Source organism: Nocardia sp. NPDC059691, from assembly GCF_042733915.1.
Lineage (GTDB): Bacteria > Actinomycetota > Actinomycetes > Mycobacteriales > Mycobacteriaceae > Nocardia > Nocardia sichangensis.
Window position 1 is genome coordinate 298,784 of record NZ_JBHWFB010000008.1, and the last position, 24,743, is coordinate 323,526.

The following is a 24,743-nucleotide window of genomic DNA, read 5'->3' on the forward strand; positions in this document are numbered from 1 at the left end:
GGTGCGCTTCCCGCTAGGGAAGGGCCACGATGGTGACCGTGTCGCCCGCCTCCAGGTTGACCCCGATGGCCGGAGTCTGTGAGACCACCAGGGAGCTGTCCGCGCGCGCCAACTGCTTCACCTCGACCCGCAAACCTAGGCTCTCCAGCTTGGCGCGGGCGTTGGCCACGGTCCACCCGCGGACGTCGGGCATCTTCAAAGCGTTGGAGATCAGCAGGACGACGCCGTCGCCCGATTGGATGGTTGCGCCCGCGCCCGGCTGGGTGCCGATGGCGTTGTCCGCCTCGACGCTGCGGTCGAACTGAGGTTTGGTCTCACGCACCGCGATGCCGGCGGCGGTGAGGATCTTGGTGGCTTCGTCGGTCGACTTGCCGCGCACGTCGGGAACCTTCACCGGCTGGGAACCCTTGCTGCGGTACACCTTCACCTGCGCGCCGAGCGGCAGCACGGTCCCCGGGTTCGGTTCCACCCGGGCGACCGTCCCCTTGGGCGCGGTATTGGACACCTCGCCCGCGTCGACCGGTTGCAGGCCGTTGTCCCTGATCAACTGGTTGACCTTCGACACCTGGTCACCCGCTTTGACGTCCGGTACCTTCGGCTTGCCGTTGGAGACCAGGACGGCGACCGTCGACCCTTTGGTGATCTTGGATCCGGCCGAAGGGTCGCTGCCGACCACGCCGCCGACCGGGATCGCGTCCGACGCCTTCTGGCGGATCTCGGTCTCGAAGCCGGCATTCTGCAGGGTGGCGACCGCCTTGTCGGTGTCCAGCCCCGCGATGGGTGGCACCGCAGAATAGCGACCGACACCGAGCCACCAGCCGCCGATGCCGACCAGCAGGGTGAGCACCGCGACGATGGCCACCCACACCCAGACCGTCCGCCGCGAGCGGTTGATGTCGTCGGAGTAGGGCGGATACGGCGCCGCGGGATGCGCTTGGCGCACCGGTTGCGGCCGGTCGTAGGCATCCGGCGCGTCGTGGTCGATGCGGGGCCGCTGGGCGGTGACCACTCGGGTGTGCTGCACCGGCTGCGGCGGGTGGGCAGACGCCCCGGCGAAGCCAGGCTGGTCGTCGCGATCCGGCTGCACGGCTCGGTAGCCGGCGCTGAGATGCTCGGCGGAGTCCTGCGGCGCGGGCACCCGATAGGCGGGTAGCCGCAGCTCGGCGCCGATCAGCCGCAGCGCGGCCGCCATCTCGTTCGCGTCCGCGAACCGGTGGGCGGGTTCGCGCGCGGTCGCCTTGGCGACCAGTTCGTCGAACTCGGGCGGTACCCCGGAGATGAAAGCGCTCGGACTCGGCACATCGTTCTCGATGCGTTGATAGGCCACCGAGATCGACGTGTCGCCGGTGAACGGAACCCGGCCGGTGAGCAACTCGAAGATCAGCACGCCGAAGGAGTAGACGTCGCTGCGCGAGTCGGCGGAGCCGCTGGTGACCTGCTCGGGCGACAGATAGGCGGCGGTGCCGAGGATGACGCTCGCCGATGTGGTGTTCGCCGCCGCCACCGCGCGCACCAGACCGAAATCGGCGATCTTCACCTCGCCCGCGTCGGAGATCAACACGTTCTCCGGCTTGATGTCGCGGTGCACCAGTCCCGCGGAGTGCGCGACGCCGATCGCCGCGAGCACGGGTTCGGCGACAGCGCGCACGGCGTGCGGCGGCATCGGGCCGCGTTCGCGCAGCAACTCGCGCAGCGTGCCGCCCTCGACCAGCTCCATGATCAGGAAGGGGTGATCGCCGTCGATGCCCTGGTCGTACACCGCGACCAGAGAAGGATGCTTGAGTTTGGCGACCGCGCGCGCCTCGAACTCGAATCGGGACAGGAACTGGGGGTCGCCCGCGAACTTCGGATCCATCACCTTGATGGCGACCGGCCGGTCCAGGCGGGTGTCGACCCCGCGGAAGACCATCGACATTCCGCCGCGGGCGATCGGCGCATCGATCCGATAGCGCCCTTCCAGCATCTGGCCGATCAAGAGAAGTCCTCCGGCTTTCACAAAGTCAGCCGCTCCGTGCGGCCCCCACGATGGTATCGACTCGCACCACCCCGGGTGTCTCACGACGTGCGGCGCGCGACCGTCTACCGTTGTCCGGGTGAGTGCATTTCCCTGCAGTGACGACGTCCTTCCGCAGTCGGTGACCCTGGTGTCGCTGCCGGAGGTGGCCGAGCGACTCGGGCTTGTGGTAACCCGGGTGCACCAGATGTTGCGCGACCATCAATTGATCGCCGTCCGCAGAGAAGGCGTGGCGGGTGTCCCCGAGCGGTTCTTCGACGACACCGGCGCGGTCGTGAAGCCGCTGCCCGGCCTGATCACCGTGATGCGCGACGCCAAGTACACCGACGAGGAGATCCTGGAGTGGATCTTCACCGACGACGACACCCTGCCCGGCAAGCCGGTCGACGCCCTGCACGGGCCCCTTGCCCGTGAAGTCCTGCGCCGGGCCGCCGCGGATCCGTTCTGAGTTTTTGGCCGCGCGGGCGCGGCGAACGGAACAGGCTCGGTCTCGCTTCGCTCGAAACCTGTGGTCGAGGTGGTGTGCTTGCGTCCGGTGTGACCTCGCTACCAGGGGTTTCGCTGTTGCCGCGGGCCCGATGTCCGCGCTGGTGGGATTGCTGCCCCTGTTGTGCCGGTTCTACCGGGCTTGCGCGGCGCATGCTCGGTCTCGCTGCGCTCGAATCCTGTGGTTGAGCTGGTGTGCGTCGGGTGGTGACCTCGCTACCAGGGGTTTCGCGGTTGTCGCAGGGCTGATTTCCGTGGGGGTGGCATCGGTGCGGCTGCTGTGCCGGTTCTATTGAGCTTGCGTGGTGGTGCTCGGTGTCGCGTCGCTCGGATCCTGTGGTCGAGGTGTGTGTGGTTGTGTCGGGTGGTGACGTCCCTACCAGGGGTTTCGCGGTTGCCGAGCGGCCTGGAGGTCCTCGCTGGGGGCACCGCGGCGCGGCGTGTCGGTTCGGCCGCGCTCGGAGGTTGGGCTGGTGCTCTTACGTTGGACAGGGCGAGGCCTCGTTGGCGGTGGCGGGGCGCTGATGGCGTCTTGTCCGGGCCGTCGCTCGGAGGAGGGATGGATCGTGAAGCTGCGATCGGACGAGTGCCGAAAGAATCGGGGCCGTGGTCAGCGCGTGAGGCGGCCACGGAGTGTGGCGGTGGTGAATTCGGTGGCGGCTATGCGGAGGCGGTGGTGGCGGGGGACTACCGCGCGGTGGTCGAAGACGGCGTAGTCGCTGCGCTCGATGTGGTGCAGGATGTCCGCGTAGAGGGTGGCCGCGGTGCGGATGGCGGGGCGTACTCGCGGTTCGAGCAGGTCGATGCCGGGTTCGGCGCGGCGGTAGAGGTCGCGGTTGACCGCGATGAGGTGGGCGAGGGCACGCCGGACGCGCGGATCGGTCCGGCCGGTGCGGCGACATTCGAACAGCAGGGCGTCGTCGACGCCGAACGCGGCGAGGGCGTCGGCGGGCAGGTAGACGCGGTCGCGGTCGAGATCCTCCGCGACGTCGCGCAGGAAGTTGGTCAGCTGGAACGCCTCGCCCAGCGCGGCGGCGGCGGGCTCGGCCGCGGACACCGGGACGACCGTGCCGAGCACCGGCAGCAGCTGCAAGCCGATCGCGGCCGCCGAGCCGCGCATGTATTCGCGCAGCTGCGCCATGGTGGCGTAGCGATTACGGAACGCCGGGGCGCCCGGCGCGTCCATTCGCATGGAATCCAGGAACGTCCAGAAGTGCTGCGCGGCAATGTCGTAACGGTGGATGGTGTGGGTGACCGCCGCCAGGACGAGGGCGCGCGGCCGCGGGCCCGATTCCCAGCTCCGGTCGTTCTGCCGGTCGGCGGAAGAAGCGTGCGCTGCCGCGCTCGCGCTGCCGAGGCGCGATTCCAGTGCGGCCCGCAGGTCCCGTTCGATCTGATCGAGTTCCGCGGCCGGGTCGCGATCGTGTGCCGCGGCGGAACGGCCCGCCCGGTCGACGACGTCGTCCACCATGCGCGCGAACGCGTACAGCGCGTGCACGGCGGGTCGTCGTTCGGCCGACAGCAGCCGGGTGGCCAGGAAATAGGTGCGGCCATGGGCGGCCGCGATCTGCCTGCACTCGCGGTAGGCGAGCGGCAGCAGCGCGGAACCCGGTAGGCGGTCCTCGGTCATGGGGTGGCGGCGCGCGAAGCGGTGGCCTCGCCGGGCGTGGCCGCGACATCGCCCGGCGGCGTGGCGCGCAGGCGCAGCGGGTCCACTGTGCGCAGCGACAGCGCCGCCACGACCGCGGCGAAGGTGGCGGCGACGACATGCCAGAAGTTGTACAGGCCGATCGAACCGTCCGGCTGGAAGACCAGCATGAGCCAGGTGCACACGCCGACCAGCGCCATCAGTGTCGTGGTGGACAGCGCGAACCCGGCGGCCAGCGCCAGCGGCCACGAGTAGTACCAGGGCAGTGCGGCGGGCGACAGGATGACGATCGCGACGAACGCGATGAGGATGCCGAGCACCGCCTCCCGCTCGCTGTGCCGGAACCGCCACCAGGTCCACGCGAGCACCGCGACCAGGGCCAGCGCGCACATCGCGCGGGTCACCTCGAGCACCGATTCCAGCCGCAGCGGGGTGATCCAGGTGACCGCGTGCGCCATCACGGTCGGCAGCGACAGCCAGTTGATGATCTTCTTGGACCCGGACAACGCCGTCAGCCAGCCGATGCCGACGCCCGCGATGGCCGAGGCGGCGACGAAGACGACCGCGAACACGCTCAGACCGAGCCCCGCGATCTTGCCGAACATGAGTGCGGGATGCGGCATGTCCTCGGTGGGCTCCGCGGCGTCGCCGGGTTGCTCGCTGGCGGGCAGGTGCGCCGGGTCGCGCCCGACCCGCTGCGCGGCGCGGCGTTCGCGTTCGTGCAGCATCCAGATCCAGACCAGGAACGGCAGCGCCACGCCCGCGGTGGCCTTGATGGCCACGCCGATGGCGACGACGACGATGCCCGCCACATGGTGGCGCTCCAGCACCAGCGCGATGCCCGCGCACATCAGGCCGACCATCAGCATCTCGTTGTGCACGCCGCCGATCAGGTGGATGAGTACCAGCGGGTTGAGCACCGCCAGCCACAGCGCGACGGTCGGCTTGCCGCCGAGGTGCTTGGTCAGATACGGCACCGCCCACATCATCAGCGCCAGGCCGGGCAGCATGACCAGCCGCATCGCGATGGTGCCCGCCACCACGTTGTCGCCGGTCACGGCGGTGATCGCGCGCCCGAGCAGCAGGAACACCGGGCCGTACGGCGCGGTGGTGGTGGTCCACACGGGGCTCACGTTGTCCAGCAGCACACCGGGATTCGCCACCGGACCGACCCGGTAGGGGTCGAAGCCGTCGCGCAGCAGCGCGCCCTGCGCGAGGTAGGAGTAGGCGTCGCGGCTGAACATCGGCACGGCGAACAGCAGCGGCGCGATCCAGATGCCGACGATGGCGCGCAACTCGTTCAGCGTCACCTCGGCGTCGGTCCGGTCGCCCGTGCCGATCGTGGCGCGCCCGAGCCGCACCCACGCGGTGACCATGAGCAGCACGCCGATCCAGATGCAGATGGTCGACAGCGCGTAGCCGTGCCCGAACCGCAGCCAGGACAGGTGCATGGCCTCGAGCAGCGGGTCCCGCTTGCGGACGCTGCCCGCGCCGAACCCGCCGAACATGATCATGATCGCGCCGAAGAAGCCGAGCAGCGCGGCATGGCCCTCGGGGCTTCTGGCGAAGTCGGCGGAGGTGCGGACCCACCACAGGACACCGCGGGGGGTGGCCGATTCGCGACCTGCGGAGGCGGGCGACGAGGAGTGGATGTCACCGGCGGAGGCGGCCTCTGCGGTGCGCGTTTCGGGGGATGCCATCTGGTGTCGGTCCCCCCGAATGGTCGGCGGTCGCAACCGCGAGCGAATAGGTCGGCGCTTAGTTTACGGCGTCGCCTCGAACACTATCCGGCTGGTGCGCGGGGTTCCAGGCGAAGTGGGCGCGATCGCGCGGGCAATACGGTTTGCCGCCAGTTTTCCGGAGAGCAGGGCGGTCGGCACGCCCACACCGGGAGTGGTGCCGCAACCAGCGATAACCACGTTGTCGCTGGAACGCGGGAAATTGCTCGGCCTGAAGGGACCGGTCTGGCGGAAGAGGTGAGCGGCGGAGAACGGTGTGCCCGCGAGCATGCCGCGGTCGAGCCACGTCCGCGGTGTGTCGAGCCGGTCGACGGCGAAATGCTCGGCGATGCCCCGATAACCGCGCGCTTCCAGCACGGCGAGCAGCTCGCGGAGATAGGCGGGGCCGAGACGCGGCCAGTCCAGCGGCGCCGCCGAAAGATTCGGGCACGGCGCCAGCAGGGAGAACGGCTCGTGACGTCCGTCGGCGCGTTCGATGAACAGGCTCGGATCGGTCAGCGCGGGCCGGGTCAGCAGCAGCGAGGGGTCGCTCATCAGCCTGCCGCGGCCCCGGCGGGCCGTGATCTCGGCGAATGTCCGATCCCAGGCCTGCCCGAACTCGATGGTGTGGTGTGCCTGCACCGGCCAGTCCGCCGCGACGGCGGCGGGGACGGTGCCGTGCGCGACGACCGCCGACGGCGAAGCGCGCAGCCCGCGCCGGGGCCGCACGCCGAGCCGGTCGAGCGAGCCGAGATCCGCGGTGAGCACCAGCGCGTCACAGTCGAACGAACGCCCGTCGGCGGTGCGAGCGCGCCGGGCGCGGCGGTCCGCGTAGTCGATACCGACCACTTCGGCGTTCAGTTCCAGCGTGCCGCCCGCCTCGGTGAACGCCTGCGCCAGCGCGGCGGCGATCGCCCGCATCCCGCCCTCGGGGAAATACACGCCGAGCGAGGTGTCCATGTGCGGGATCGCGCCGTACACGGCGAGCGCCCGCGCGGGCGGCATGCCCGCGTAGAGCGCCTGGAAGGTGAACAGTCGCGCCAGGCGCGGGTCCCGCAGGAACCCGCGCACCCGGGGACCGAGCCTGCCGAAGCCGCCGAGTCGCACCAATTCGGCCAGGGCGCGGCGCTTCTCGGGGACGCGCACCATATCCAGCGGCGAGTCGAAGTTGGTGTCCATGAACTCGGTGAACTCGGCCGCGTAGACCCGCGCCAGCCAGGCGCGCAGCCGCCGGTATCCCCGTGCCTCGGCCGGGCCGCAGGCCCGCTCGACTTCAGCGGCCATCGCGTCCGGATCGGCGAAGACCCTGATCTCGGCGCCGTCGGCGAACCGGGCGTGATAGCCAGGAGCCAGCCGGTGGATGCGCAGCGGGGGCACGCAGGTCTCCGGGGCGCGGCCGACGGCGGCGAGCGCGTCGGTGATCAGTTCGGGCAGCGTGAGGACGGTGGCGCCGGAATCGATGTCGTAGTCGGCGCCCCGATAGCGTCCGACCCGGCCACCGGGGTGGTCGGCCCGCTCGAGCAGCGTCACCGTGCGACCCGCACCGGTCAGATACAGGGCGGCCGAAAGCCCGGCCAGTCCCGCACCGACCACCACGACGCGATCGGTCGGTCCCGCAACGGTTCTCATCGGAGTCTCCTCGCCGTGGCGCTCACGCGGCACGCTTGGTGGCGGCCAGCGCCATGGCGCGCAGCCGTTCCTTGGCCGCGGGCGTCGCCGAGCTGGCCTCGATGGCCGCCAGGCCGGTGTCGGTGAGTTCGGTGATGCGGCGCTCCACTTCGTCGACCGCGCCGAGTTCGACCAGCAGCGCGCGCAGCCGCTGCACCTGCTCCGCGCTCAGGTCGGTGCCGACGCTCGAGCGCAGCAGCGCGGCCGCGGCGGGATCGGCGTCGTCGGCGCGCCGCAGCGCCTCGGCCAGCAGCACGGTGCGCTTGCCCTCGCGCAGGTCGTCGCCGGAGGGCTTGCCGGTGACCGCCGGATCGCCGAACACGCCGAGCAGGTCGTCGCGCAGCTGGAAGGCGATCCCGATCGCGGTGCCGAACTCGCGGTAGGCCTCGATCAGCTCCTGACCCGCTGCGGCGATCGCGGCGCCGAGATGCAGCGGGCGTTCGACGGTGTAGGCGGCGGTCTTGTAGCGGTTGATCCGCAGCGCGGCCTCGACCGATTCGTCGCCGCCCGCCTCGCCGCTGATGTCGAGCAGCTGGCCGCCGAGCACCTCGGTGCGCATGTCGGCCCACACCGGCGCGAACCGGGCGATGGCCGCCGGGGCGAGGCCGGACGCGTGCACCATGTCATCGGCCCAGGACAGCGCCAGATCGCCGATCAGGATGGCTACGCTGGCGCCGAAGTGCGCCGAGTCGCCGTACCATCCGCGGTCGCGGTGGCGCTGCTCGAAGTCGACGTGCACGGTGGGGAAGCGGCGGCGGGTGCGGGAGGAGTCGATGATGTCGTCGTGGACCAGCGCGCACGCCTGGACGAGCTCGAGCGCGGAGCACGCGGTGAGCACCGCGGCGGCGTCGGGGGCGTGCGGATCGCCGCCCGCTCCGAGCCAGCCGGTCCACGCGAACGCGGGCCGGGTGCGTTTCCCGCCGCGGAGCACGAACTGCTCGAGTGCGTCGGTGGCCTCGACGAAGACCGGGCCGAGGCGCTCGGTCGTCGCGCGGCGGGTGGTGAAGAAATGGGTCAGGGCGTCTTCCACGGCGGTGACGAAGGCGGGGGTGCCCGGCTGCGGCACCGCTGGGCGCGGCGTCTGAGTACCGGTTGCGGCGGACAGAGGAGCCTCCAAGGTCGTGCGGATGGTGGACGCACGGGGTCGCGGAGGGTGCCCGGGCGCTGCGGATGATTCGGGGCCGAGCGAGGGGCGGTCGCGCGTGTCGCTCGGCGTGGCGAACAACTCGCCCGATGCGAAGAATACGCGGAGGGTCCGAGCGACCCGACAGGGCCGCCACCGGCCACCTCTACACTGAACCGGTGACTTTCGACAACGTGCGGGGCGGCTCGACCCCTGGCCGGGCGTCCCGGACGCACCCGAACGTCTCCGCCACACCGTCGGTCGTGGAGAGTCTGCGGGCGCACGCGGGGCACGCGGTGCCGTTCTCCGTGGAGTTCAATCCGCCGCGCGACGCCGCCGCCGAAGCGCGGCTGTGGCGCGCCGTCCGGCAGTTCGAGTGCATGCACCCCGCGTTCGTATCGATGACCTACGGCGCGGGCGGTTCCACTCGCGACCGCACTGTCCGCGTGACCGGGCAGCTGGCGCAGGAGACGACGCTGCTGCCGGTCGCGCACCTGACCGCGGTGGAGCACAGCGTCGCGGAGCTGCGCTCGCTGGTCGGCGCGTACGCCGACTCGGGCATCCGCAACATCCTGGTGCTGCGCGGCGACCCGCCCGGTGACCCGCTCGGCGAGTGGCACAAGCATCCCGACGGCGTCTCCTACGCCGAGGAGCTGGTGCGCATCGTGCGCGACCTCGGCGATTTCCACGTCGGCGTGGCCTCCTTCCCGCAGGGCCACCACCGCTCGCCGGACCTGGCGACCGACACCGCGTTCCTGGCCGCGAAACTGCGAGCGGGAGCGGAGTATTCGATCACCCAGATGTTCTTCGACGTCGAGCACTATCTACGTCTGCGCGATCGCCTCGTCGCGCTCGACCCGATCGAGGGCGCGAAGCCGATCATTCCGGAGCTGATGCCCATCACGTCGCTGCGCACGGTGCAGCGCGCCGAGGAACTGTGTGGCAGGCCGCTGCCCGCCGCCGTGCTGGACCGGCTGCGCAAGGCGGCGGGCGACGACGGTGCGGAGAACGCCGCGGCGGTGCGCGCGGCGGGCATCGAGATCGCCACCGAGATCGCGCAGCGGCTGATCGACGAGGGCGCGCCCTGCCTGCACTTCATCACGCTCAATTTCGCCAAGGCGACCAGCGAGGTGCTGACCAACCTCGGTTACGGCGTCACGGCGACTCCGGTCAGCGCCTGACCGCGCACGGGGCCCTCTGAACAGGGCGCGCCGAGCCGACGGTGTTCAGCGGTGCGTACGGGCGGTCGTCCGGAACGCATGTCGAGTCGAACGGCCCATCACCGGTTGGGTGGTCGTCCGGAACACGCGTCGGGCCGAGTCGGCGATCACCGGTTGGGTGGTCGTCCGGAACACGCGTCGGGCCGAGTCGGCGATCACCGGTCGGGCGGTCGTCCGGAACACGCGTCGGGCCGAATCGCGTTCAGCGGTAGCGTGCGGCGCTCCGGTGCCGGTGCGGCCCGGGCAGACGCCGATCGATGTAACCCAGGCGAATGATCCCGGAGTCTGCCGGTGCGCACGAGGACGCACCGGCTAGGGCCCCGGTCAGGCGGCGCGAGCCGCGCGCAGTCCCCATGCCTCGGCGAGCAGCCGATACGATTCCAGGCGATCGGCGTGCTGATGAGTGATCGTGGTGACGAGCAACTCGTCCGCCCCGCTGACGCGTTGCAGCGCGGCGAGCCGTTCCGCGACCGTGCCGGGTGATCCCACGAACTGGGTGGCAAGGCGGTCGTCGACCAGACGCCGCTGCTCCGCGGTGAGCGGCGCGATGGTCGCCGGATCGGGATAGTCGGCCGCGCCCGCCCCGCTGCGGATGCTGTGCACCCAGTGACCGTAACTGGCGGCCAGCCGCTGTGCGGTCGCGTCGTCCTCGGCCACGACCACGTCCGCGGAGATCACCACGTACGGCTCGGCCAAGTCGGCGGACGGGCGGAACGCCGCGCGATACGCCTCGATCGCGTCCAGCGCGGTGCCCGGCGAGACGTGATAGGCCGCGGCGAACGGCAGCCCCAGCCGCCCGGCCAGCTCCGCGCTCTCGCCGCCGGTACTGCCGAACAGCCACAGCCGCACCTGTGCGTTCTCACCGGGAACAGCGTGCAGCGCAACGCCTTCCGGGCTGACGAAACTACCGGCCAACAGGGCGCGCACCTCGCCGATCTGCTCGGCGAAATCCAGCGGCTCCGCGCCGCGCTGCTGCAACGCGCCCACCGAGGCGATGAATTTCGATCGGTCCAGGATGCGGCCCGGGTCGAACGGCGGCGGAACGACCACGCCGTCGCGGATCTCGGTGCGCCCCGTCACCGCGTCGACCACCGGTTTACCGCCCTTGTTGCGCCCGGCTTCGGCCCCGAACTGGCTGCGCCGATGACCCGACCGGCCCAGCCCCAGGTCGAGCCGGCCCGGGTACAGCGCGTCGATCGTGCCGAACGCTTCCACGATCGAGGCCGAGGTGTGATGACCCACCTGCACGGCCGCCGAACCCACGCGGATGCGCTTGGTGGCCGCGGCGACCAAGCCGATCAGGGTGATCGAGGAGGAACTTGCCACCCTGACGAAGTGGTGCTCGGCCAGCCAGTACCGGTGGTAGCCCCACTGTTCGGCGTGCTGGGCCAGATCGACGGTGTTGCGCAGCGCCTGCTGCGCGGTGGAGCCCGCGCTGATCGGGGACAGGTCCAGGATCGATAGGGGAACGGACCCGCTCATGCCGCACGCCCCTGCCGCGGATCCTGCTCGCCCGCTTCGATGGCCACGCGCAGCCGATTCTGCGCGGGCGCCACCGGGCAGGTCGCGAAATCGGTGAATGCGCACGGCAGATTCGCCGCGCGGTTGAAGTCCAGCACCACCGTGCCGTCCGCCTCCGGTGCGCCCACGGTCAGTGACCGTGCGGCCGGGTAGGTCGTCACACCGCTGGTCGCGTCGGTGAACAGCACGCGCAGGTCGTTCCGGTCGCCGAACGCGACGACCCGTTCGGTCACCTCGCCGATGCGGAATTCGATGGTGCCCGCGGCGCTGTGGTGGTGTTCGAGTCCCTCGATCACCGCGCCGGTGACCACGGTCCGCTGTTCCTCGAACGGGGTGAACCGCCCGGAGAGCACCCAGCGTGGATCGGGTCGATACGACGGGATGCCGTCGAAGGTGAGCAGGGCGGGGGAGGCCGGGTCGTGCACCCGGACGGCGTAGCGACCTGTGCGGCGGATCACCTCGAGCACCCGGCGCTCCTGCCGGACGTGCAGTCCGGGCGCGCCTTCGGCGGGGGTGACGATCTGCACGCCGGCGATGCCGAGCCCGTCGTACTCCAGCCGGTCGGCGGGCTGGGCGGTGATGAACACCTTCTCGTCGGTGACCCACCAGGTGCCGGGGACATCCGGCAGCCGCTCGGGGCGGTCGGTGAGCCAGTGCAGCCCGGTCAGGCTGAGAAAGCCGAGCGGGTCGCGCAACTGGTCCTCGCGCGCGTGGTGCCAGCGCGCCCACTCGGTCTCGAAAACGCTGGTGATGCTGGTGGTCATGACGCTATGGCTCCTTCGTGGGCGGTGGTGCGACGGTGGGGATGGCGCAGGCCGAGGTGGTCGCGCAAGGTGGTTCCGGCGTACTCGGTGCGGAAGCTGCCGCGCTCCTGGAGTTCCGGGACGACCCGGTCGACGAACTCGTCGAGCCCGTGCGGGGTGAGGTGCGGGACCAGGATGAATCCGTCGGCGGCGTCGGATTGCACGTAGGTGTCGATCTGCTCGGCGACCGACGCGGGCGTGCCGATGAACTGCTGGCGCGCGGTGACCTCGATGATCAGCTCCCGGATGCTGAGCCCGCCCGCTTCCGCCTTGGCCCGCCAAGCCTCGGCGACCGCCCGGGGGTCCTTGGCGTGCCGTACGCGGCCGCGGGTGACGGTGACGTCGTCGGCGGGCTCGACGTCCGGCAGCGGGCCGTCCGGGTCGTAGCCGGAGAGGTCGCGGCCCCAGACCTGCTCGAGGAAGGCGATCGCGGTCTGCGGACCGACCTGCTGCAGGCGGATGCGCCGGGCGCGCTCCTCGGCTTCGGCCTCGGTGTCTCCGAGGACGAAGGTCGCGGCCGGGAGGATCTTCAGCTCGTCGGGGGTGCGCCCGTATTTGGCCAGGCGGCCCTTGAGATCGGCGTAGAAGCGCTGCCCGTCCGCCAGTGTGCCGTGGCCGGTGAAGATCGCGTCGGCCGTGGCCGCGCCGAATTCCCGGCCGTCGTCGGAGTCGCCCGCCTGCAGCAGCACCGGGTGGCCTTGCGGGCTCGGCGGGAGCACGAATCGGGCGGCGATGTCGAATTGCGTTCCGCGATGCCGGGTTTCCGGGATGTCGCGGGCGAACACCCCGGCCTCCCGATCGACGACCAGGGAGTCCGCGGCCCAACTGTCCCACAACGCCCGGGTCACCTCGACGGTCTCGGCCGCGCGGCGGTAGCGCTGCCCGTGCTCGAGATAGCCGCCGCGCCGGAAGTTCGCACCGGTGAACGCGTCGGAGGAGGTCACGACGTTCCAGGCCGCGCGCCCGCCGGAGAGGTGGTCGAGCGAGGCGAATTGCTTGGCCAGCTCGAACGGTTCGTTGTAGGTGCTGTTGATGGTGCCCGCAAGCCCCAGCTTCTCGGTCACCCCGGCCAGCGCGTTGAGCACGGTGAAGGTGTCCGGCCTGCCCACGACGTCCAGATCGTGGATGCGGCCGAGGTGTTCGCGCAGACGCAGTCCTTCGGCGAGGAAGAAGAAGTCGAACAGGCCGCGCTCGGCGGTCCGCGCCAGATGCTCGAACGACGCGAAATCGATCTGGCTGCCCGACTCGGGATCGCTCCAGACGGTGGTGTTGTTCACGCCGGGGAAGTGGGCGGCGAGGTGGACGGGCTTGCGGGGCTTGTCGGTCACGACGGCGTGCCTTCCGTGCTGGTGGCGTAGCGGCTCGCCGGGCGGGGCAGGCCGAGGCGAGCGCGTAAAGTGCTGGCGGGCTGCGGTTTCCGGTCCAGTGCGGACAGCTGGCGCACGGCGGAGGGAAGCGCGAGGGGGCGCAGGACCACGCCGTCGGCGGCCTCGGCGGCGGCCACGTCCGCGAGCAGTTCACGCAGCGTCGCGGTGGTCCCGACGTGGCGCAGGGCGGTCGGCGCGGGGGTGCGGACCGGGTCGGCCCAGCTGTCCAGAGTGTGGACGTCCACGCGTGCCGTGTGCGGGGAGTCCGCCAGATGAATGTCCAGATCAAGCAGCACCTGCACGCTGTCGGGGTCGCGTCCCGCGGCCGTCAGCGCAGCACGCACTTCGGTGCGCCGCGCTCGCGCCGCGTCGAGATCCGCCGCGTCGATCCGGACCAGGTCGGCGCGGCGCAGCGCGACCTCGGTGTCGGCCGCGCCGTCCGCGCGCACCGCGACGATCGGCTGACCCTGGGGCGAGCGCGGAGTGATCGATGGCCCCTTCACCGCGAAGTTGTCGCCGGTGAAGTCGATGTAGTGCAGTTTGTCCCGGTCGACGAAGCGGCCGGTCGCGGCGTCGCGGATCTCCGCGTCGTCCTCCCAGCTGTCCCACAGCCGGGTGACGACCTCGATCGCCTCGTCGGCCTCGTGCCACAGCGCGGCCGCCTCCTGTGCCGGTTTGCGTCCGAACGCCCGCGCCTGCTCGTCTCCTTCGGAAACGGTGACCTCCCAGCCCGCCCGGCCGAGCGTGGCGAAATCCAGGCTCTGGAACGCCTTCGCCAGATGGAACGGCTCGGTGTGGGTGACCGGCGCCTGCGGGATCAGGCCGACGCGGTGAGTGGCGGCGGCTACGCGGGCGGCGATCGCGACCGCGTCGAGCCTGCCCCGGGTGGCGCCGGGGCCGCCGGGCTGCAAGCCGAACGAGTCGGGCAGGAACACCGCGTCGACGCCCGCCTGCTCGGCCGCGACGATCAGATCGACCCAGTACCGCCCGGTGAACAGGTCTTCGGCGCGTGAGTCGGCACGCCGCCAGGACGCGGGGTGCGCGCCGGTCCCCGCCGCCTCGACGGCGAGGAAGAGGCCGGAATCCGTCATCAGGCCGTGCCCTCCGCGTCGATCTGCTGCCGCAGCGCCGGGTGCGTGCCCGCTCCCGCGACGTCGGGGGCCGAGAACAACGCCTGCTGCCACAGCGCGGCGCGTATGCCGGGCGAGGAGCGGACGACGCGGCGGTCCCGCTCGGCGCGGACCGGTGCGACCGCGTGTACCCGCGCGTTACCGGCGATCTCGGCGGCGCGCGGGGCGCGCAGGCGGGTGCGCCACCAGCGGGCCGGGTCGGCTTCGAAGGCGGCGGGGTCGGCTGGAACGTCCGGCGCGGCGGCCGGTTCGGCGTCGGCGTCGGGCTTCCGGTTGAAGGCGGAGTACACCATCAGGGCGATCCTTTTCGGTCGGTGCCACCACGTGCTCGGCTTGTGGCCGGTAGTGGGCTCCGGTGAGCGGGGAGGGGTAATCGCGGAGGACGAGACGGCGGGTTCCGGGCGGCTGCGGCACGGAGCCCAGCGCCGCCGGTTCAGCACGCGGCTGTGGCGGTAGGTCGGATTCGGCATCAGGACACGCCTTTCGCCAGGGCGGGCGCCGGTATGGCCGACAACAGTTCACGGGTGTACTCGTGTCGCGGATCGCCGAAGATCTCGGCGGTGCGGCCGGATTCGACGATGCGGCCGTGCCGCAGCACCGCGACGTGATCGCTGATGCGGCGCACCACAGCCAGATCGTGCGAGATGAACAGGTAGCTCAGCGACAACTCGGCCTGCAGCTGGTCGAGCAATTCGAGAATCTGCGCCTGCACCGAGGCGTCCAGCGCGGAGACCGGTTCGTCGAGCACCAGCAGTTCCGGATGCAGCGCCAGCGCCCGGGCGATGGCGACGCGCTGACGCTGTCCTCCGGACAACTCGGCGGGCCTGCGCTGGGCGAAACCGGGCGGGAGCGCGACCTGCGCGAGCAGTTCCGCCACGCGGTCGCGGCGCTGCGCGCGGTTCCCGACGCCGAACGCGCGCAACGGTTCCTCGACGATCGCACCGACCCGCCAACGCGGATCCAGTGAGGCGTAGGGGTTCTGGTACACCACCTGGAAGCGTTTGCGCAGTGCGCGCAGCCGCGACCCGCGTGCCCGCGACAGCGACTGCCCGTCGAAGGTGACCTCGCCGCGGTCGGGTTCGGTGAGCCGCAGCGCGATCCGCGCGGTGGTGGACTTGCCCGATCCGGATTCACCGACCAGCGAGAGGGTCTCGCCGCGACCGAGTTCGAAACCGACCCCGGCCACCGCCGTCACGCTGTCGCCCCCGTGCGCCCGGAAGGTCTTGTGCACCTCGCGCAAGACCAGTAGCGGCTCGCCCGTCCTGGGCTTGGGCTCGCGGTAGCCGTCGGCGGGCGCGAGGCTGGGTGAGGCGGCGAGCAGGCGCTTGGTGTACGGGTGGTGCGGCGTGGCCAGCAGTTCGGCGGTGGCGCCGCTTTCCACCACCTCGCCGCCGTTGAGCACGACCAGACGGTCCGCGCGTTCGGCGGCGACGGCCAGATCGTGGGTGATCAGCAGCACCGCCGTGCCGCGCGCCGCGATCTGCTCGGCGAGCCGATCCAGTACCCGGCGCGCCACGGTCGCGTCGAGCGCGCTGGTCGGCTCGTCGGCGATGACCAGGTCCGGTGCGCAGGCCAGCGCCGAGGCGATCAGCACCCGCTGGCGCTGCCCGCCGGAAAGCTCGTGCGGGTACTGGGTGGCCCGTAGTTCGGGCCGGTCCAGTCCGGCGTCGGTCAGCAGCTCGATCGCCCGCGCCCGTGCCGCTTTGCGGTCGGCCAGTCCGTGTACCAGCAGCGATTCGGCCACTTGGTCGCCGATTCGCCGGACCGGATTCAGCGACAGCCCGGGGTCCTGCGGGACGAAGCCGATGCGCGCTCCCCGCAGCCGCCGCAGCGCGCGTTCGGAGCCCGTGTCGACCACGGCGCCGTCGAAGGTCACGGTGCCACCCGCGATCTCGGCGTTCGCGCCGAGCAGGCCGATCACGGCGTGGGCGAGCGTCGACTTGCCGGAACCGGACTCGCCGACCAGCGCCACCACCTCGCCGCGGGCCACGGTGAGTGACACACCGTCGAGCGCGGTGACCGGGCCGGTGTCCGAGCGGTAACGAACCCGCAGGTCCTCGACGTGCAGCAGTGGAGATTCGGGGGCGCTCACGCGCGTTCTCCCTTCCCGATCGCGCGGCCGAGGCGTTGCGCGGCGAGCACGACGGCGATGATGACGAGACCGGGGAGGGTGGTCATCCACCACGCGGTCGCGAGATAGTTGCGGCCCTCGGAGATCAGCGTGCCCCACTCGGGCGTGGGCGGCTTCGCGCCGTAGCCGAGGAAGCTCAGCGCCGACACGGCCAGCACCGCCATGCCGAATTCCACCGCGGCCAAGGCGAGTACGGGCTGGATGGAATTGGGCAGCACGTGCCTGGCCAGCACCGTGTACCAGCGCGCGCCCGCGGCGTGGGCGGCCTCCACGTACACCGCCTGGCGCACCCGCAGCACTTCCGATCGCATCACGCGGGCGAAGTTGGCCACCAGCGAAATGCCCACCGCCAGCGCCACGTTGCGGGTGCCGAAGCCGAGCGCGGTGACCAGCGCGAGCGACAGCAGCAGCGAGGGCACCGACAGCAGCACGTCGACCAGCCGCATGACGACGGCGTCCACCACGCCGCCGACCGCGCCGGACAACAGCCCGAGCAGCGCCCCGGCGACCAGCGCGATGCCCACCGCGGCCAGGGTGGCGGTCAGCGAGAGCCCGGCGCCGTGCACCATCCGGGTGTACAGATCGCGCCCGAGATTGTCGGTGCCGAACCAGTGTCGAGCGCTGGGGCTCTGCAACTTCTGCGCGGGCACGCCGGTCAGCGGGTCGCCACCGGCGAAGACCGAGGGCGCCACCGCCCACCCGACGGCGAGCAGCGCGACTGCGCCCGCCACCAGCAGTCCGGCGTTGCCGCGCAAAGTCTTCCACCGCACGGCCGGTCGTCGCAGACCGGTCAGCACCGCTGCGCGCTGTTCCTCGGTGACGTCAACCACGAGTCCGTACCCCCTCGGCGAGTGGTGCGCCGAGCAGGAGCCCGGCGGTACGAATGACGGGAGCGGGGTCAGGCACGGACGATCGCCTCCTCGGCGGTGTCGGCGGCGGTCTGCTCGGACTCGCCGCGCACACCGCGAGAGCGGGCGGCGATGCGCGGGTCGAGCAGCGGATACAGCAGGTCCACCGCCAGATTCACGCTGACGAACACCACCGAGGTGAGCAGCACGATGCCCTGCACCACCGGGATGTCCTGCGCCAGCACCGCGGTCTGGGTCAGCCGCCCGACGCCTTGGCGGGCGAAGACCGTCTCCACCACCACCGATCCGGCGAGCATGTTGCCGACCAGGACCCCCGCGATGGTGAACGCGGGCACACTGGCCGGGCGCAGCACGTGCGTGCGCCGCACCCACCAGCGCGACCCACCCTTGGCCAGGGCCACGTCGACGAACGGCTGACGCCAGGTCGTCTCCAACCCGGCGGTGAGCACTTGTGCGATGACCGCGCCGATCGGCAGGGCCAGGGTGAGGGCGGGCAGCACCGTGCCGGCGAAACCGTGTCCGCCGAATGCCGGAGCCAGCCGCAATTGGAACGAGAACACTTGCAGCAGTAGCAGTCCGGTCCAGAAGGTCGGCACCGAGACGCCGAGTGACGGCAGCGCGGCCAAGGCGTTGCGCAGCCACGGCCGCCGGGTCTGGGTGGCCGCGAACGCCAGCGCGACGCCGCCCACGACCGCGAAGAGCAATGCGGTGCCGGTCAATTCGAGCGTGGCGGGCAGCGCGTCACCGATCGCGCCGGTGACCGGCTGCCCGGTCGCGATGGAATGCCCGAGGTCGCCGCGCACGGCGTGGCCGAGCGCGGTCGAATACTGTTCCCACAGCGGCCGATCCAGCCCGTAGCGGGCCTGCATCTCGGCGATGGCGGCCTTGTCCACCGGCGTGCCTGCGCCGCCGCCGTCGGCCGCGATCGAGATCGGGTCGGCGGGCAGCAGGTACAGCACAACGAACGACAGCGTGAACGCCGCCCACAGCACCCAGATCGCCTGCAGTGCCCGCAGGGCCAGATAGCGCGCCATGACTATCGTCCGCTCAGCCAGGTGTCGAAGAACTGCAATCGGGCGGAGGCTTCGAACTTCAGATCGCGCGTGTTCGCGCTCGCGCCGATCGCCTGGGACAGCTCGACGGTCGGGAGCTGCAGTCCGGCGTCGAGCACCTGTTCCTGCGCGGTGCGGATGAGCCCGTTGCGTGTCGCGGCGTCGACGGTGCTGACCTGCCCGTTCAGCGCGTCGTCCAACGCGGGGACGGGGCCGCGCGCGTTGAGATTGCGCCCTTCGAGGCCGAAGGTGGTGCGCAGAATGTCACCGTCGGCGCGGGTGGTGTTGCCGTAGAAGGAATCGAAATCCTTGCTGCTCTGGCGCGCCGTGGCCTCCGCCGACGACACCAGGTCCAGCTTCAGCTCGACGCCGACCTGCCGCAACTGCTGCTGCACCAGTTCGAGAATCGCTTGGTTGCCCGCGAACACCTGGCTGAACAGCACCGAGAACGACAACCGCTCGCCGTTTTTCGCCCGGACGCCGTCCGCGCCGGGCAGCCACCCGGCCTGATCCAGGAGCGTGCGCGTCTTCGCCGGGTCGTAGGCCAGACGCGCGGAGAGGTCGGTGTAGCCGGGTGTGGTGCTGGCGAGTGTGCTGGTGGCGGGCTTGAACTGGGGGCCGAGCACGGTGTCGACCAGTTGCTTGCGATCGATGGCGGGCAGCAGGGCCCGGCGAACCGCCGGATCGCGCAACGGACCTCTGGTGACGTTGAGCTGCAAGCCGAACGGCACACCCGGGTTGGCGGTGCTGAGCACCCGGCCACCCGCCGCCTCGATCTGCGGAGCGTCCTGCGGCAGCGCGTCGCTGATCGCGTCCAGCTGCCCGGAGGCGAGACTGCCGGTGCGGACGCCGGATTCGGGCACCACGGTGAACTCGATCTTGTCCAGGTAGGCCTCGCCCCGATGGGCGAACACCGCCGAACCCCAGTGGTAGCCGGTCCGTTTGGCCAGCGTCACCGCGGCGTCCTGGCGGTAGGCCGCGTAGGTGAACGGTCCACTGCCGACGTTGTCGCCGAGGCAGCGCTGCTCGGCAGGCTTGGCCGTGGTCACGTCGGCCAGGATGCCGAGCGCCGCGGTCGAGGACGCTTGCAGGAATGGTGCGTTGGGCTTGCTGAACTCGACCCGGGCGGTGAGCCGGTCCACGGCCGTGGTCCCGACGTAGCCGGTGAGGTAGCTGCTGCCCAGCGGCGCCTTGCCCGAGCCGATCTTCACGACCGAATCGAACGTGTTGCGCACCGAGTCGGCGGTGAGCGGCGTGCCGTCGCTGAAGGTGACGCCGTCGACGAGGTGGAAGGTGAAGACTTTCGCGTCGGGGCTCGTCTCCCAGCTCTGCGCCAGCCACGGCTTCAGCTCGCCGGTGGCCGGGTCCTGGTCGGTCAGCGAATCCACGATCTGCCGGGCGACGTAGAGCGTCTGATTGGTGCCCGCCTGGGCGGGATCCGAGCAGGTCGGCGCCTGGGAAAGGCCGTAGCGCAGTACACCGCCCGGCTGGGGCGGGCCCGCGTCGCCGCCGGGCGCGGCCGAATCACTGCCGCAGGCGGCCACGGTGGTGGCCGCGGCGAGCGCGCCGGCCAGCGCGACGATTCGGTGACGGGTTCGGATCACGGGGCAACTCCAGATACTTCGGGGCGGGCGAGTTCCTCGCCCTGGTCGGGGTCGGTATCGGCGACACCGGTCGCCAACGGTCGGCTGGGGATGCGGCGGCGCAATTCGGGCGCCACCTCGGCCTGGAACAGCTCGAGGCCGTCCAGGTACTGCCGCTCGGGGCGGCCGTCGCGTTCGGCGGACAGGTGGATCACCTCGTGGCCGAGGCGCTCGTGCTGGCGGCCGACCTTGTCGATCACCTGCTCCGGGCTGCCGATCAGCGCCGAACTGCGGGCCACGTAGTCGTCGAGGGTCTCGAACACCACCGGCAGCCCCCGTTCGCGCGCCAGCGCCAGCCGCGCTTCGAAGATCGGCGCGTAGGCCGCGAGCGCCTCCTGCGAGGTGCGCGACACCTGGAATCTGGCGGTGCCCGCGCCGACCAGCGCGTCGGCGGGGTCGTGGCCGTGGAACGCCCAGCGTTCCCGGTAGTGGCGCACCAGCTCGGCATACGGCTCGATCGGGTTGGTGACGTTCGCCGAGAACAGCGGATCACCGTGGCGCGCGGCCAGTTCCACCGATTCCCGGCTGGTGGCGCTGCCGTGCCAGATCCGGATCTTCGGCTGCCACGGCCGCGGCAGTGCTTTGGCCTCGCGCAGCGGCGGACGGAAGCGCCCCGACCAGGTCACGTTGTCACCGGCCCACAGGGCGCGGAACAGTTCGTAGCCTTCGCGATTGCGGTCCCACTGGTCGTCGGGCGTGACGTGGTACAGCTGCGCCTGTGCGGCGCCGTTGCCCTTGCCGATGATCAGCTCGAGCCGCCCGCCGGACAGGTTGTCCAGCGTGGAGTAGTCCTCGAAGGCGCGCACCGGGTCGAGCAGGCTCAGCGTGGTCACCGCGGTGAACAGCGTGATCCGCGAGGTGAGGGCGGCCAGGTGGGACAGGATGACCGGCGGCGCGGCGGACAGGAACGGCTCCTCGTGCCGCTCGCCGACGGCGAACCCGTCGTAGCCCAGTTCCTCGGCCAGTCGCGCCTGGCCGACGACGTCGCGCAGGCGTTCCCGGGTGCCGGGCAGGCGGCCGGTCCGCGGGTCGGGTACCCGGGTCACCAAGGTGAACAGCAGGAACTTCACGCGATCGCTCCCAGTGCGGGCAGCTGCTTCTCGAAGGGATGCGGCCCGATCTGTTCCGCGGGCAGGTCCGGGTCGTAGAGCGCGCGGTAACCGGCGGCGAGATAGAGGGCGACCGCTTCGGGCTGACGCGGTCCGGTGGTCAGGTAGATCCGCCGGTAGCCGCGGCGCGCGATCTCGGCTTCCAGCTGCTCGAGTACGAACAGCCCGAGCCCTTGCCTGCGGTGCTCCCGCGAGGTCCAGATCCGCTTCAGCTCCGCGGTGTGCGCGTCGTAGCGCTGGAACGCACCGCCCGCCACCACTTCTCCGTCGCGGGTGACGACCAGCAGCGCGCCGTGCGGCGGCGCGAACGCGGTGGCCGGGTGCTCGCGCAACGAGGCGTGCACCTCGCCGGGCGTGCGACCGTAGCGGCTGCTGTACTCGAGGGCGAGTTCGGCGAGCAGGGGCGCGGCCAGGGGGTCGTCCTGGGCGACGCGGTGCACGCGCAGCGTCGGGGTCGAGAGCGGTTGTGTCATCGGCTCAGCGCTTCTTCGGCAGGCCGGGCGGGTTGATCCGCGATTCGGTGACCTTCTCGCTCTGCAGGCCCCAACGGTCGATCACCTGCTGATATGTGCCGTGCTCGATGGCGTAGGCCAGCGCGTGCTGCACGGCGGTGATCAGCCCGCTGTCCTTCTTGGTGAGCACCGCGATCTCGCCTTGCAGCGCCTCGCCCGCGCCGGAGAAGGTGCCCACGATCCTGGTCTGCTTCGCGGTGGCCGCGTGGTAGATCGCCGTCGGGTTCGGGCCGAGGTAGCCGTCGAGCCGCTGCGAGGCCAGCGCCAGGTAGTAGTCGGTGGTCTGCTGGAAGTAGGCGATGTCGATCGGGGGCAGGCCCTCGGCCCGGTTCTGCTCGTTCCACTTCACCAGCAGCTGCTCCTGGTTGGTGCCGCTGCCGACGCCGATCCGCTTGCCCGCCAGGCTCGTCCGATCCTTGTATTCCAGCTTGCTCTGGATCGGCACCTCCAGCGCGACGTTGTCCTTGCGGTAGGTCGCGAAGTCGTACTTCTCCTTGCGTTCCTCGGTGACGGTGACGTTGGAGATGAACGCGTCCACCTCACCGGAGTCCACCCGCACGAAGTTCTGCGACCAATCGGCCACCTGCGCGTCGAGTTTCAGGCCGAGGATGTCGGCGACCAGCGAGGCGAAGTCGATCTCCGAGCCGACCACCGTCCGGTCGTCGGTGGCGTAGAACCGCAGCGGCGGCGCTGCCCCGGACGTGCCGGTCACGACCAGCGTGCCGCGGTCGCGGATCGCCTTCGGCACCTCGGCGGCGATGGCATCGACCTTGGCGGTGCGAACGCGGCCGGACTGGGCGGGGGAGAGGTCGAAGGTGACCGAACCGGCGGGCTGCGCGGCGCTGTCCGCCTCGGGGTCGGTGCAGCCGGTGGCCAGCAGCAGCACGACCGCGGTCGCGGCGGCGGTGACCAGGGCGGAGAACTTCATCGGATACCTGTTCGTCAACGGACTCGGGAAAGGAACGCGCGAGTGCGCGGGTGTTCGGGATGATCGAGAACGACCGAGGGCGGGCCCTGCTCGACGATGACGCCCTCGTCGAGGAACACCACGGTGTCGGCGACCTCACGAGCGAAGCCGATCTCGTGGGTGACGATCACCAGCGCGGTGCCGCCGTGCGCCAGATCGCGGATCACGTCGAGCACTTCGCCGACCAGTTCCGGGTCCAGCGCGGAGGTGGGCTCGTCGAACAGGATCACGCGGGGGCGCAGCGCCAGCGCGCGGGCGATCGCCACCCGCTGCTGCTGCCCGCCCGACAGCCTGCGCGGATACGCGTCCGCCAGGTGTCCGATGCCGACCCGATCCAGCAGCAGGCGTGCCTCGCGCTCCACCTCGGTCCGATCGCGCCGCTGCGCGGACAGCGGTGCGAGCGTGACGTTGTCGAGCACGGTCAGATGCGGGAACAGATTGAACTGCTGGAAGACGAAGCCGATCCGGGAGCGCTGCTTGCGCACCGCGTGGTCGGGCAGCGCGTGCAAGCGGTCGCGGCGCAGCCGATATCCGATCAGCTCGCCGTCGATGTGCACGGTGCCCGCGTCCAGCGTCTCCAGATGGTTCACCACGCGCAGCAGGGTCGACTTGCCCGACCCGGACGGGCCGATCACGGCCACCACCTCGCCGGATCGCACGGTGAGATCGATGCCGCGCAACACTTCGTGCGAGCCGAAGGATTTCCGGACGCCGCGGACCTGCACGGCGGGTGTGGCGTTCATCGGGTCGCTCCGCGCGGTGCGGCGGGACCGGCCTCGGCGACCTCGCGCAGCTTCCGCCACGCGCGTTGCAGCGGCGTCGGCGGCGGCGTGCGGTGCGCGCCCTTGGCGTAGTGGCGTTCGATGTAGTACTGCGCCACCGAGAGCACCGTGGTGAGCACGATGTACCAGACCGTCGCGACCATCAGCAGCGGCACCACCCGTCCGTTGCGCCCGTAGATGACCTGGACCTGGTAGAACAGCTCGGCGATCGCCATCACCGACACGATCGAGGTGCCCTTGAACAGGCTGATCACCTCGTTGGCCGCGTTCGGCAGGATCGAGCGCATCGCCTGCGGCACCACCACCGTGCGGAATTGCCGCAGCCGTGGAATCCCCAGGGCGGCGGCGGCTTCCAGCTGACCAGCGTCCACCGAGATGAACCCGGCCCGGATGATCTCGGCCGAATACGCCGCCTGATGCAGCGCCAAGCCGATCACGGCGGCGGTGAAACCGCTGATCACCCCGTTCACCTCGAAGGTGAACAGCGCGGGCCCGAACGGGATGCCGACCGAAAGGGTCCGATACAGGTAGGCGATGTTGAACCAGAACAGCAGCTGCACGATCAGCGGGATCGAGCGGAATGCCCAGATGTAGACCCACGCGATCACCCGCAGCACCGGATTGTTCGACAGCCGGGCGATCGCGAGCGCGGTGCCGAGCAGAAAACCCAGCGCCGTGCCCCACGCGGTCAGCTCCAAGGTGACCCGCAGCGCCGACAGCACCGACTCGGCCGTGATGTACCGCGCGAACGTCGGCCAATCCCAGCCGGGATTGGTGGCCAGCCCGTGCACGAACTGGGCGAGCAGGATCAGCGCGACGGCACTGATCACCCAGCGCCAGGGATGCCGGGTCTTCGCGACGGTCGGCGTCGTGCCGGTCTCGGCGGGGGCCGGTGTTCCGGTCGGGTCCGGTTCGGTCGGCGCGGCGGCCTCGGGGGCGGCGTCCGGCGCGGTGGACGCGCTCATGACGGGTCCTCGATG

General features: G+C 71.1%; 21 protein-coding genes. 2 read left to right on the forward strand and 19 right to left on the reverse strand.

Annotation, left to right across the window (positions count from 1 at the left end; all coding sequences use genetic code 11):
• Positions 1-13: 13 nt before the first annotated feature.
• Positions 14-1,975: a Stk1 family PASTA domain-containing Ser/Thr kinase gene (gene pknB, locus ACFV2O_RS19940; RefSeq protein ID WP_379253064.1), complete on the reverse strand. Its 1,962-nt coding sequence runs from the start codon at positions 1,973-1,975 to the stop codon at positions 14-16.
• A gap of 118 nt (positions 1,976-2,093) precedes the next feature.
• Between pknB and ACFV2O_RS19945 the strand changes: the two genes are divergently transcribed.
• Positions 2,094-2,462 carry an Rv2175c family DNA-binding protein gene (locus ACFV2O_RS19945; RefSeq protein ID WP_355079591.1) on the forward strand — a complete coding sequence of 123 codons (369 nt, stop codon included), beginning with the start codon at positions 2,094-2,096 and terminating at the stop codon, positions 2,460-2,462.
• 648 nt (positions 2,463-3,110) lie between these two features.
• On the opposite strand, the gene ACFV2O_RS19950 is transcribed toward ACFV2O_RS19945, so the two are convergent.
• The 4 genes from ACFV2O_RS19950 to ACFV2O_RS19965 form a co-directional block, all read right to left on the reverse strand.
• A complete protein-coding gene (locus tag ACFV2O_RS19950; protein ID WP_379253065.1) occupies positions 3,111-4,130 on the reverse strand; it encodes a phytoene/squalene synthase family protein in 1,020 nt (339 codons plus the stop codon).
• Positions 4,127-5,848: an alpha-(1->6)-mannopyranosyltransferase A gene (locus ACFV2O_RS19955; protein WP_379253066.1), complete on the reverse strand. Its 1,722-nt coding sequence runs from the start codon at positions 5,846-5,848 to the stop codon at positions 4,127-4,129. The genes ACFV2O_RS19950 and ACFV2O_RS19955 overlap by 4 nt, the downstream gene beginning before the upstream one ends.
• Positions 5,849-5,911: 63 nt before the next feature.
• Complete coding sequence (gene crtI / locus ACFV2O_RS19960) at positions 5,912-7,495, reverse strand: phytoene desaturase family protein (protein WP_379253067.1); 1,584 nt, start codon at positions 7,493-7,495, stop codon at positions 5,912-5,914.
• A 22-nt stretch (positions 7,496-7,517) separates the two neighbouring features.
• Complete coding sequence (locus ACFV2O_RS19965) at positions 7,518-8,651, reverse strand: polyprenyl synthetase family protein (RefSeq protein WP_379253068.1); 1,134 nt, start codon at positions 8,649-8,651, stop codon at positions 7,518-7,520.
• Positions 8,652-8,836: 185 nt separating this feature from the next.
• On the opposite strand from ACFV2O_RS19965, the gene ACFV2O_RS19970 reads away from it, so the two are divergent.
• The gene (locus ACFV2O_RS19970) at positions 8,837-9,838 is read left to right on the forward strand and encodes a methylenetetrahydrofolate reductase (protein ID WP_379253070.1); all 1,002 of its coding nucleotides are present in this window, start codon (positions 8,837-8,839) and stop codon (positions 9,836-9,838) included.
• Between the two features lie 363 nt (positions 9,839-10,201).
• Here ACFV2O_RS19970 and ACFV2O_RS19975 read toward each other — a convergent pair whose 3' ends face one another.
• From ACFV2O_RS19975 to ACFV2O_RS20040, 14 genes are all read right to left on the reverse strand, one after another.
• A complete protein-coding gene (locus tag ACFV2O_RS19975) occupies positions 10,202-11,359 on the reverse strand; it encodes an LLM class flavin-dependent oxidoreductase (protein ID WP_379253071.1) in 1,158 nt (385 codons plus the stop codon).
• Positions 11,356-12,162, reverse strand: coding sequence for a DUF1684 domain-containing protein (locus ACFV2O_RS19980; protein ID WP_379253072.1), 807 nt, complete (start codon positions 12,160-12,162; stop codon positions 11,356-11,358). The genes ACFV2O_RS19975 and ACFV2O_RS19980 overlap by 4 nt, the downstream gene beginning before the upstream one ends.
• A complete protein-coding gene (locus ACFV2O_RS19985; RefSeq protein ID WP_379253073.1) occupies positions 12,159-13,529 on the reverse strand; it encodes an NtaA/DmoA family FMN-dependent monooxygenase in 1,371 nt (456 codons plus the stop codon). The genes ACFV2O_RS19980 and ACFV2O_RS19985 overlap by 4 nt, the downstream gene beginning before the upstream one ends.
• A complete protein-coding gene (locus ACFV2O_RS19990) occupies positions 13,526-14,659 on the reverse strand; it encodes an LLM class flavin-dependent oxidoreductase (protein WP_379253074.1) in 1,134 nt (377 codons plus the stop codon). The genes ACFV2O_RS19985 and ACFV2O_RS19990 overlap by 4 nt, the downstream gene beginning before the upstream one ends.
• Positions 14,659-14,991 (reverse strand): hypothetical protein, encoded by a 333-nt coding sequence (locus tag ACFV2O_RS19995; protein ID WP_379253075.1) that lies wholly within the window; start codon positions 14,989-14,991, stop codon positions 14,659-14,661. The genes ACFV2O_RS19990 and ACFV2O_RS19995 overlap by 1 nt, the downstream gene beginning before the upstream one ends.
• A gap of 176 nt (positions 14,992-15,167) precedes the next feature.
• Entirely contained in the window at positions 15,168-16,790 is a 1,623-nt protein-coding gene (locus ACFV2O_RS20000; protein ID WP_379253076.1) for a dipeptide ABC transporter ATP-binding protein, read from the reverse strand.
• Entirely contained in the window at positions 16,787-17,584 is a 798-nt protein-coding gene (locus tag ACFV2O_RS20005) for an ABC transporter permease (protein ID WP_379253118.1), read from the reverse strand. Before ACFV2O_RS20005 ends, ACFV2O_RS20000 begins: the two co-directional genes overlap by 4 nt.
• A 143-nt stretch (positions 17,585-17,727) precedes the next feature.
• Positions 17,728-18,732: an ABC transporter permease gene (locus tag ACFV2O_RS20010; protein WP_355079611.1), complete on the reverse strand. Its 1,005-nt coding sequence runs from the start codon at positions 18,730-18,732 to the stop codon at positions 17,728-17,730.
• A gap of 2 nt (positions 18,733-18,734) precedes the next feature.
• Positions 18,735-20,354, reverse strand: a complete 1,620-nt coding sequence (locus tag ACFV2O_RS20015) for an ABC transporter substrate-binding protein (RefSeq protein WP_379253077.1) — start codon at positions 20,352-20,354, stop codon at positions 18,735-18,737.
• Positions 20,351-21,463 (reverse strand): LLM class flavin-dependent oxidoreductase, encoded by a 1,113-nt coding sequence (locus ACFV2O_RS20020; RefSeq protein WP_379253078.1) that lies wholly within the window; start codon positions 21,461-21,463, stop codon positions 20,351-20,353. Before ACFV2O_RS20020 ends, ACFV2O_RS20015 begins: the two co-directional genes overlap by 4 nt.
• The gene (locus ACFV2O_RS20025; protein WP_379253079.1) at positions 21,460-21,975 is read right to left on the reverse strand and encodes a GNAT family N-acetyltransferase; all 516 of its coding nucleotides are present in this window, start codon (positions 21,973-21,975) and stop codon (positions 21,460-21,462) included. Before ACFV2O_RS20025 ends, ACFV2O_RS20020 begins: the two co-directional genes overlap by 4 nt.
• A gap of 4 nt (positions 21,976-21,979) precedes the next feature.
• Positions 21,980-22,942, reverse strand: coding sequence for an ABC transporter substrate-binding protein (locus tag ACFV2O_RS20030; RefSeq protein ID WP_379253080.1), 963 nt, complete (start codon positions 22,940-22,942; stop codon positions 21,980-21,982).
• 14 nt (positions 22,943-22,956) lie between these two features.
• Entirely contained in the window at positions 22,957-23,724 is a 768-nt protein-coding gene (locus ACFV2O_RS20035) for an amino acid ABC transporter ATP-binding protein (RefSeq protein ID WP_379253081.1), read from the reverse strand.
• Positions 23,721-24,728, reverse strand: a complete 1,008-nt coding sequence (locus ACFV2O_RS20040) for an amino acid ABC transporter permease (protein ID WP_379253082.1) — start codon at positions 24,726-24,728, stop codon at positions 23,721-23,723. The genes ACFV2O_RS20035 and ACFV2O_RS20040 overlap by 4 nt, the downstream gene beginning before the upstream one ends.
• Positions 24,729-24,743 lie beyond the last annotated feature (15 nt).

Bases quoted from the DNA above. Each gene is read 5' to 3' on its own strand.
- ACFV2O_RS20035 (WP_379253081.1), bottom strand. From the start codon at position 23,724: ATGAACGCCACACCCGCCGTGCAGGTCCGCGGCGTCCGGAAATCCTTC.
- ACFV2O_RS20030 (WP_379253080.1), bottom strand. From the start codon at position 22,942: ATGAAGTTCTCCGCCCTGGTCACCGCCGCCGCGACCGCGGTCGTGCTG.
- ACFV2O_RS19995 (WP_379253075.1), bottom strand. From the start codon at position 14,991: ATGGTGTACTCCGCCTTCAACCGGAAGCCCGACGCCGACGCCGAACCG.
- ACFV2O_RS19955 (WP_379253066.1), bottom strand. From the start codon at position 5,848: ATGGCATCCCCCGAAACGCGCACCGCAGAGGCCGCCTCCGCCGGTGAC.
- ACFV2O_RS20025 (WP_379253079.1), bottom strand. From the start codon at position 21,975: ATGACACAACCGCTCTCGACCCCGACGCTGCGCGTGCACCGCGTCGCC.
- ACFV2O_RS19980 (WP_379253072.1), bottom strand. From the start codon at position 12,162: ATGACCACCAGCATCACCAGCGTTTTCGAGACCGAGTGGGCGCGCTGG.
- ACFV2O_RS19975 (WP_379253071.1), bottom strand. From the start codon at position 11,359: ATGAGCGGGTCCGTTCCCCTATCGATCCTGGACCTGTCCCCGATCAGC.
- ACFV2O_RS19950 (WP_379253065.1), bottom strand. From the start codon at position 4,130: ATGACCGAGGACCGCCTACCGGGTTCCGCGCTGCTGCCGCTCGCCTAC.
- ACFV2O_RS20040 (WP_379253082.1), bottom strand. From the start codon at position 24,728: ATGAGCGCGTCCACCGCGCCGGACGCCGCCCCCGAGGCCGCCGCGCCG.
- crtI (WP_379253067.1), bottom strand. From the start codon at position 7,495: ATGAGAACCGTTGCGGGACCGACCGATCGCGTCGTGGTGGTCGGTGCG.
- ACFV2O_RS20010 (WP_355079611.1), bottom strand. From the start codon at position 18,732: ATGGCGCGCTATCTGGCCCTGCGGGCACTGCAGGCGATCTGGGTGCTG.
- ACFV2O_RS19990 (WP_379253074.1), bottom strand. From the start codon at position 14,659: ATGACGGATTCCGGCCTCTTCCTCGCCGTCGAGGCGGCGGGGACCGGC.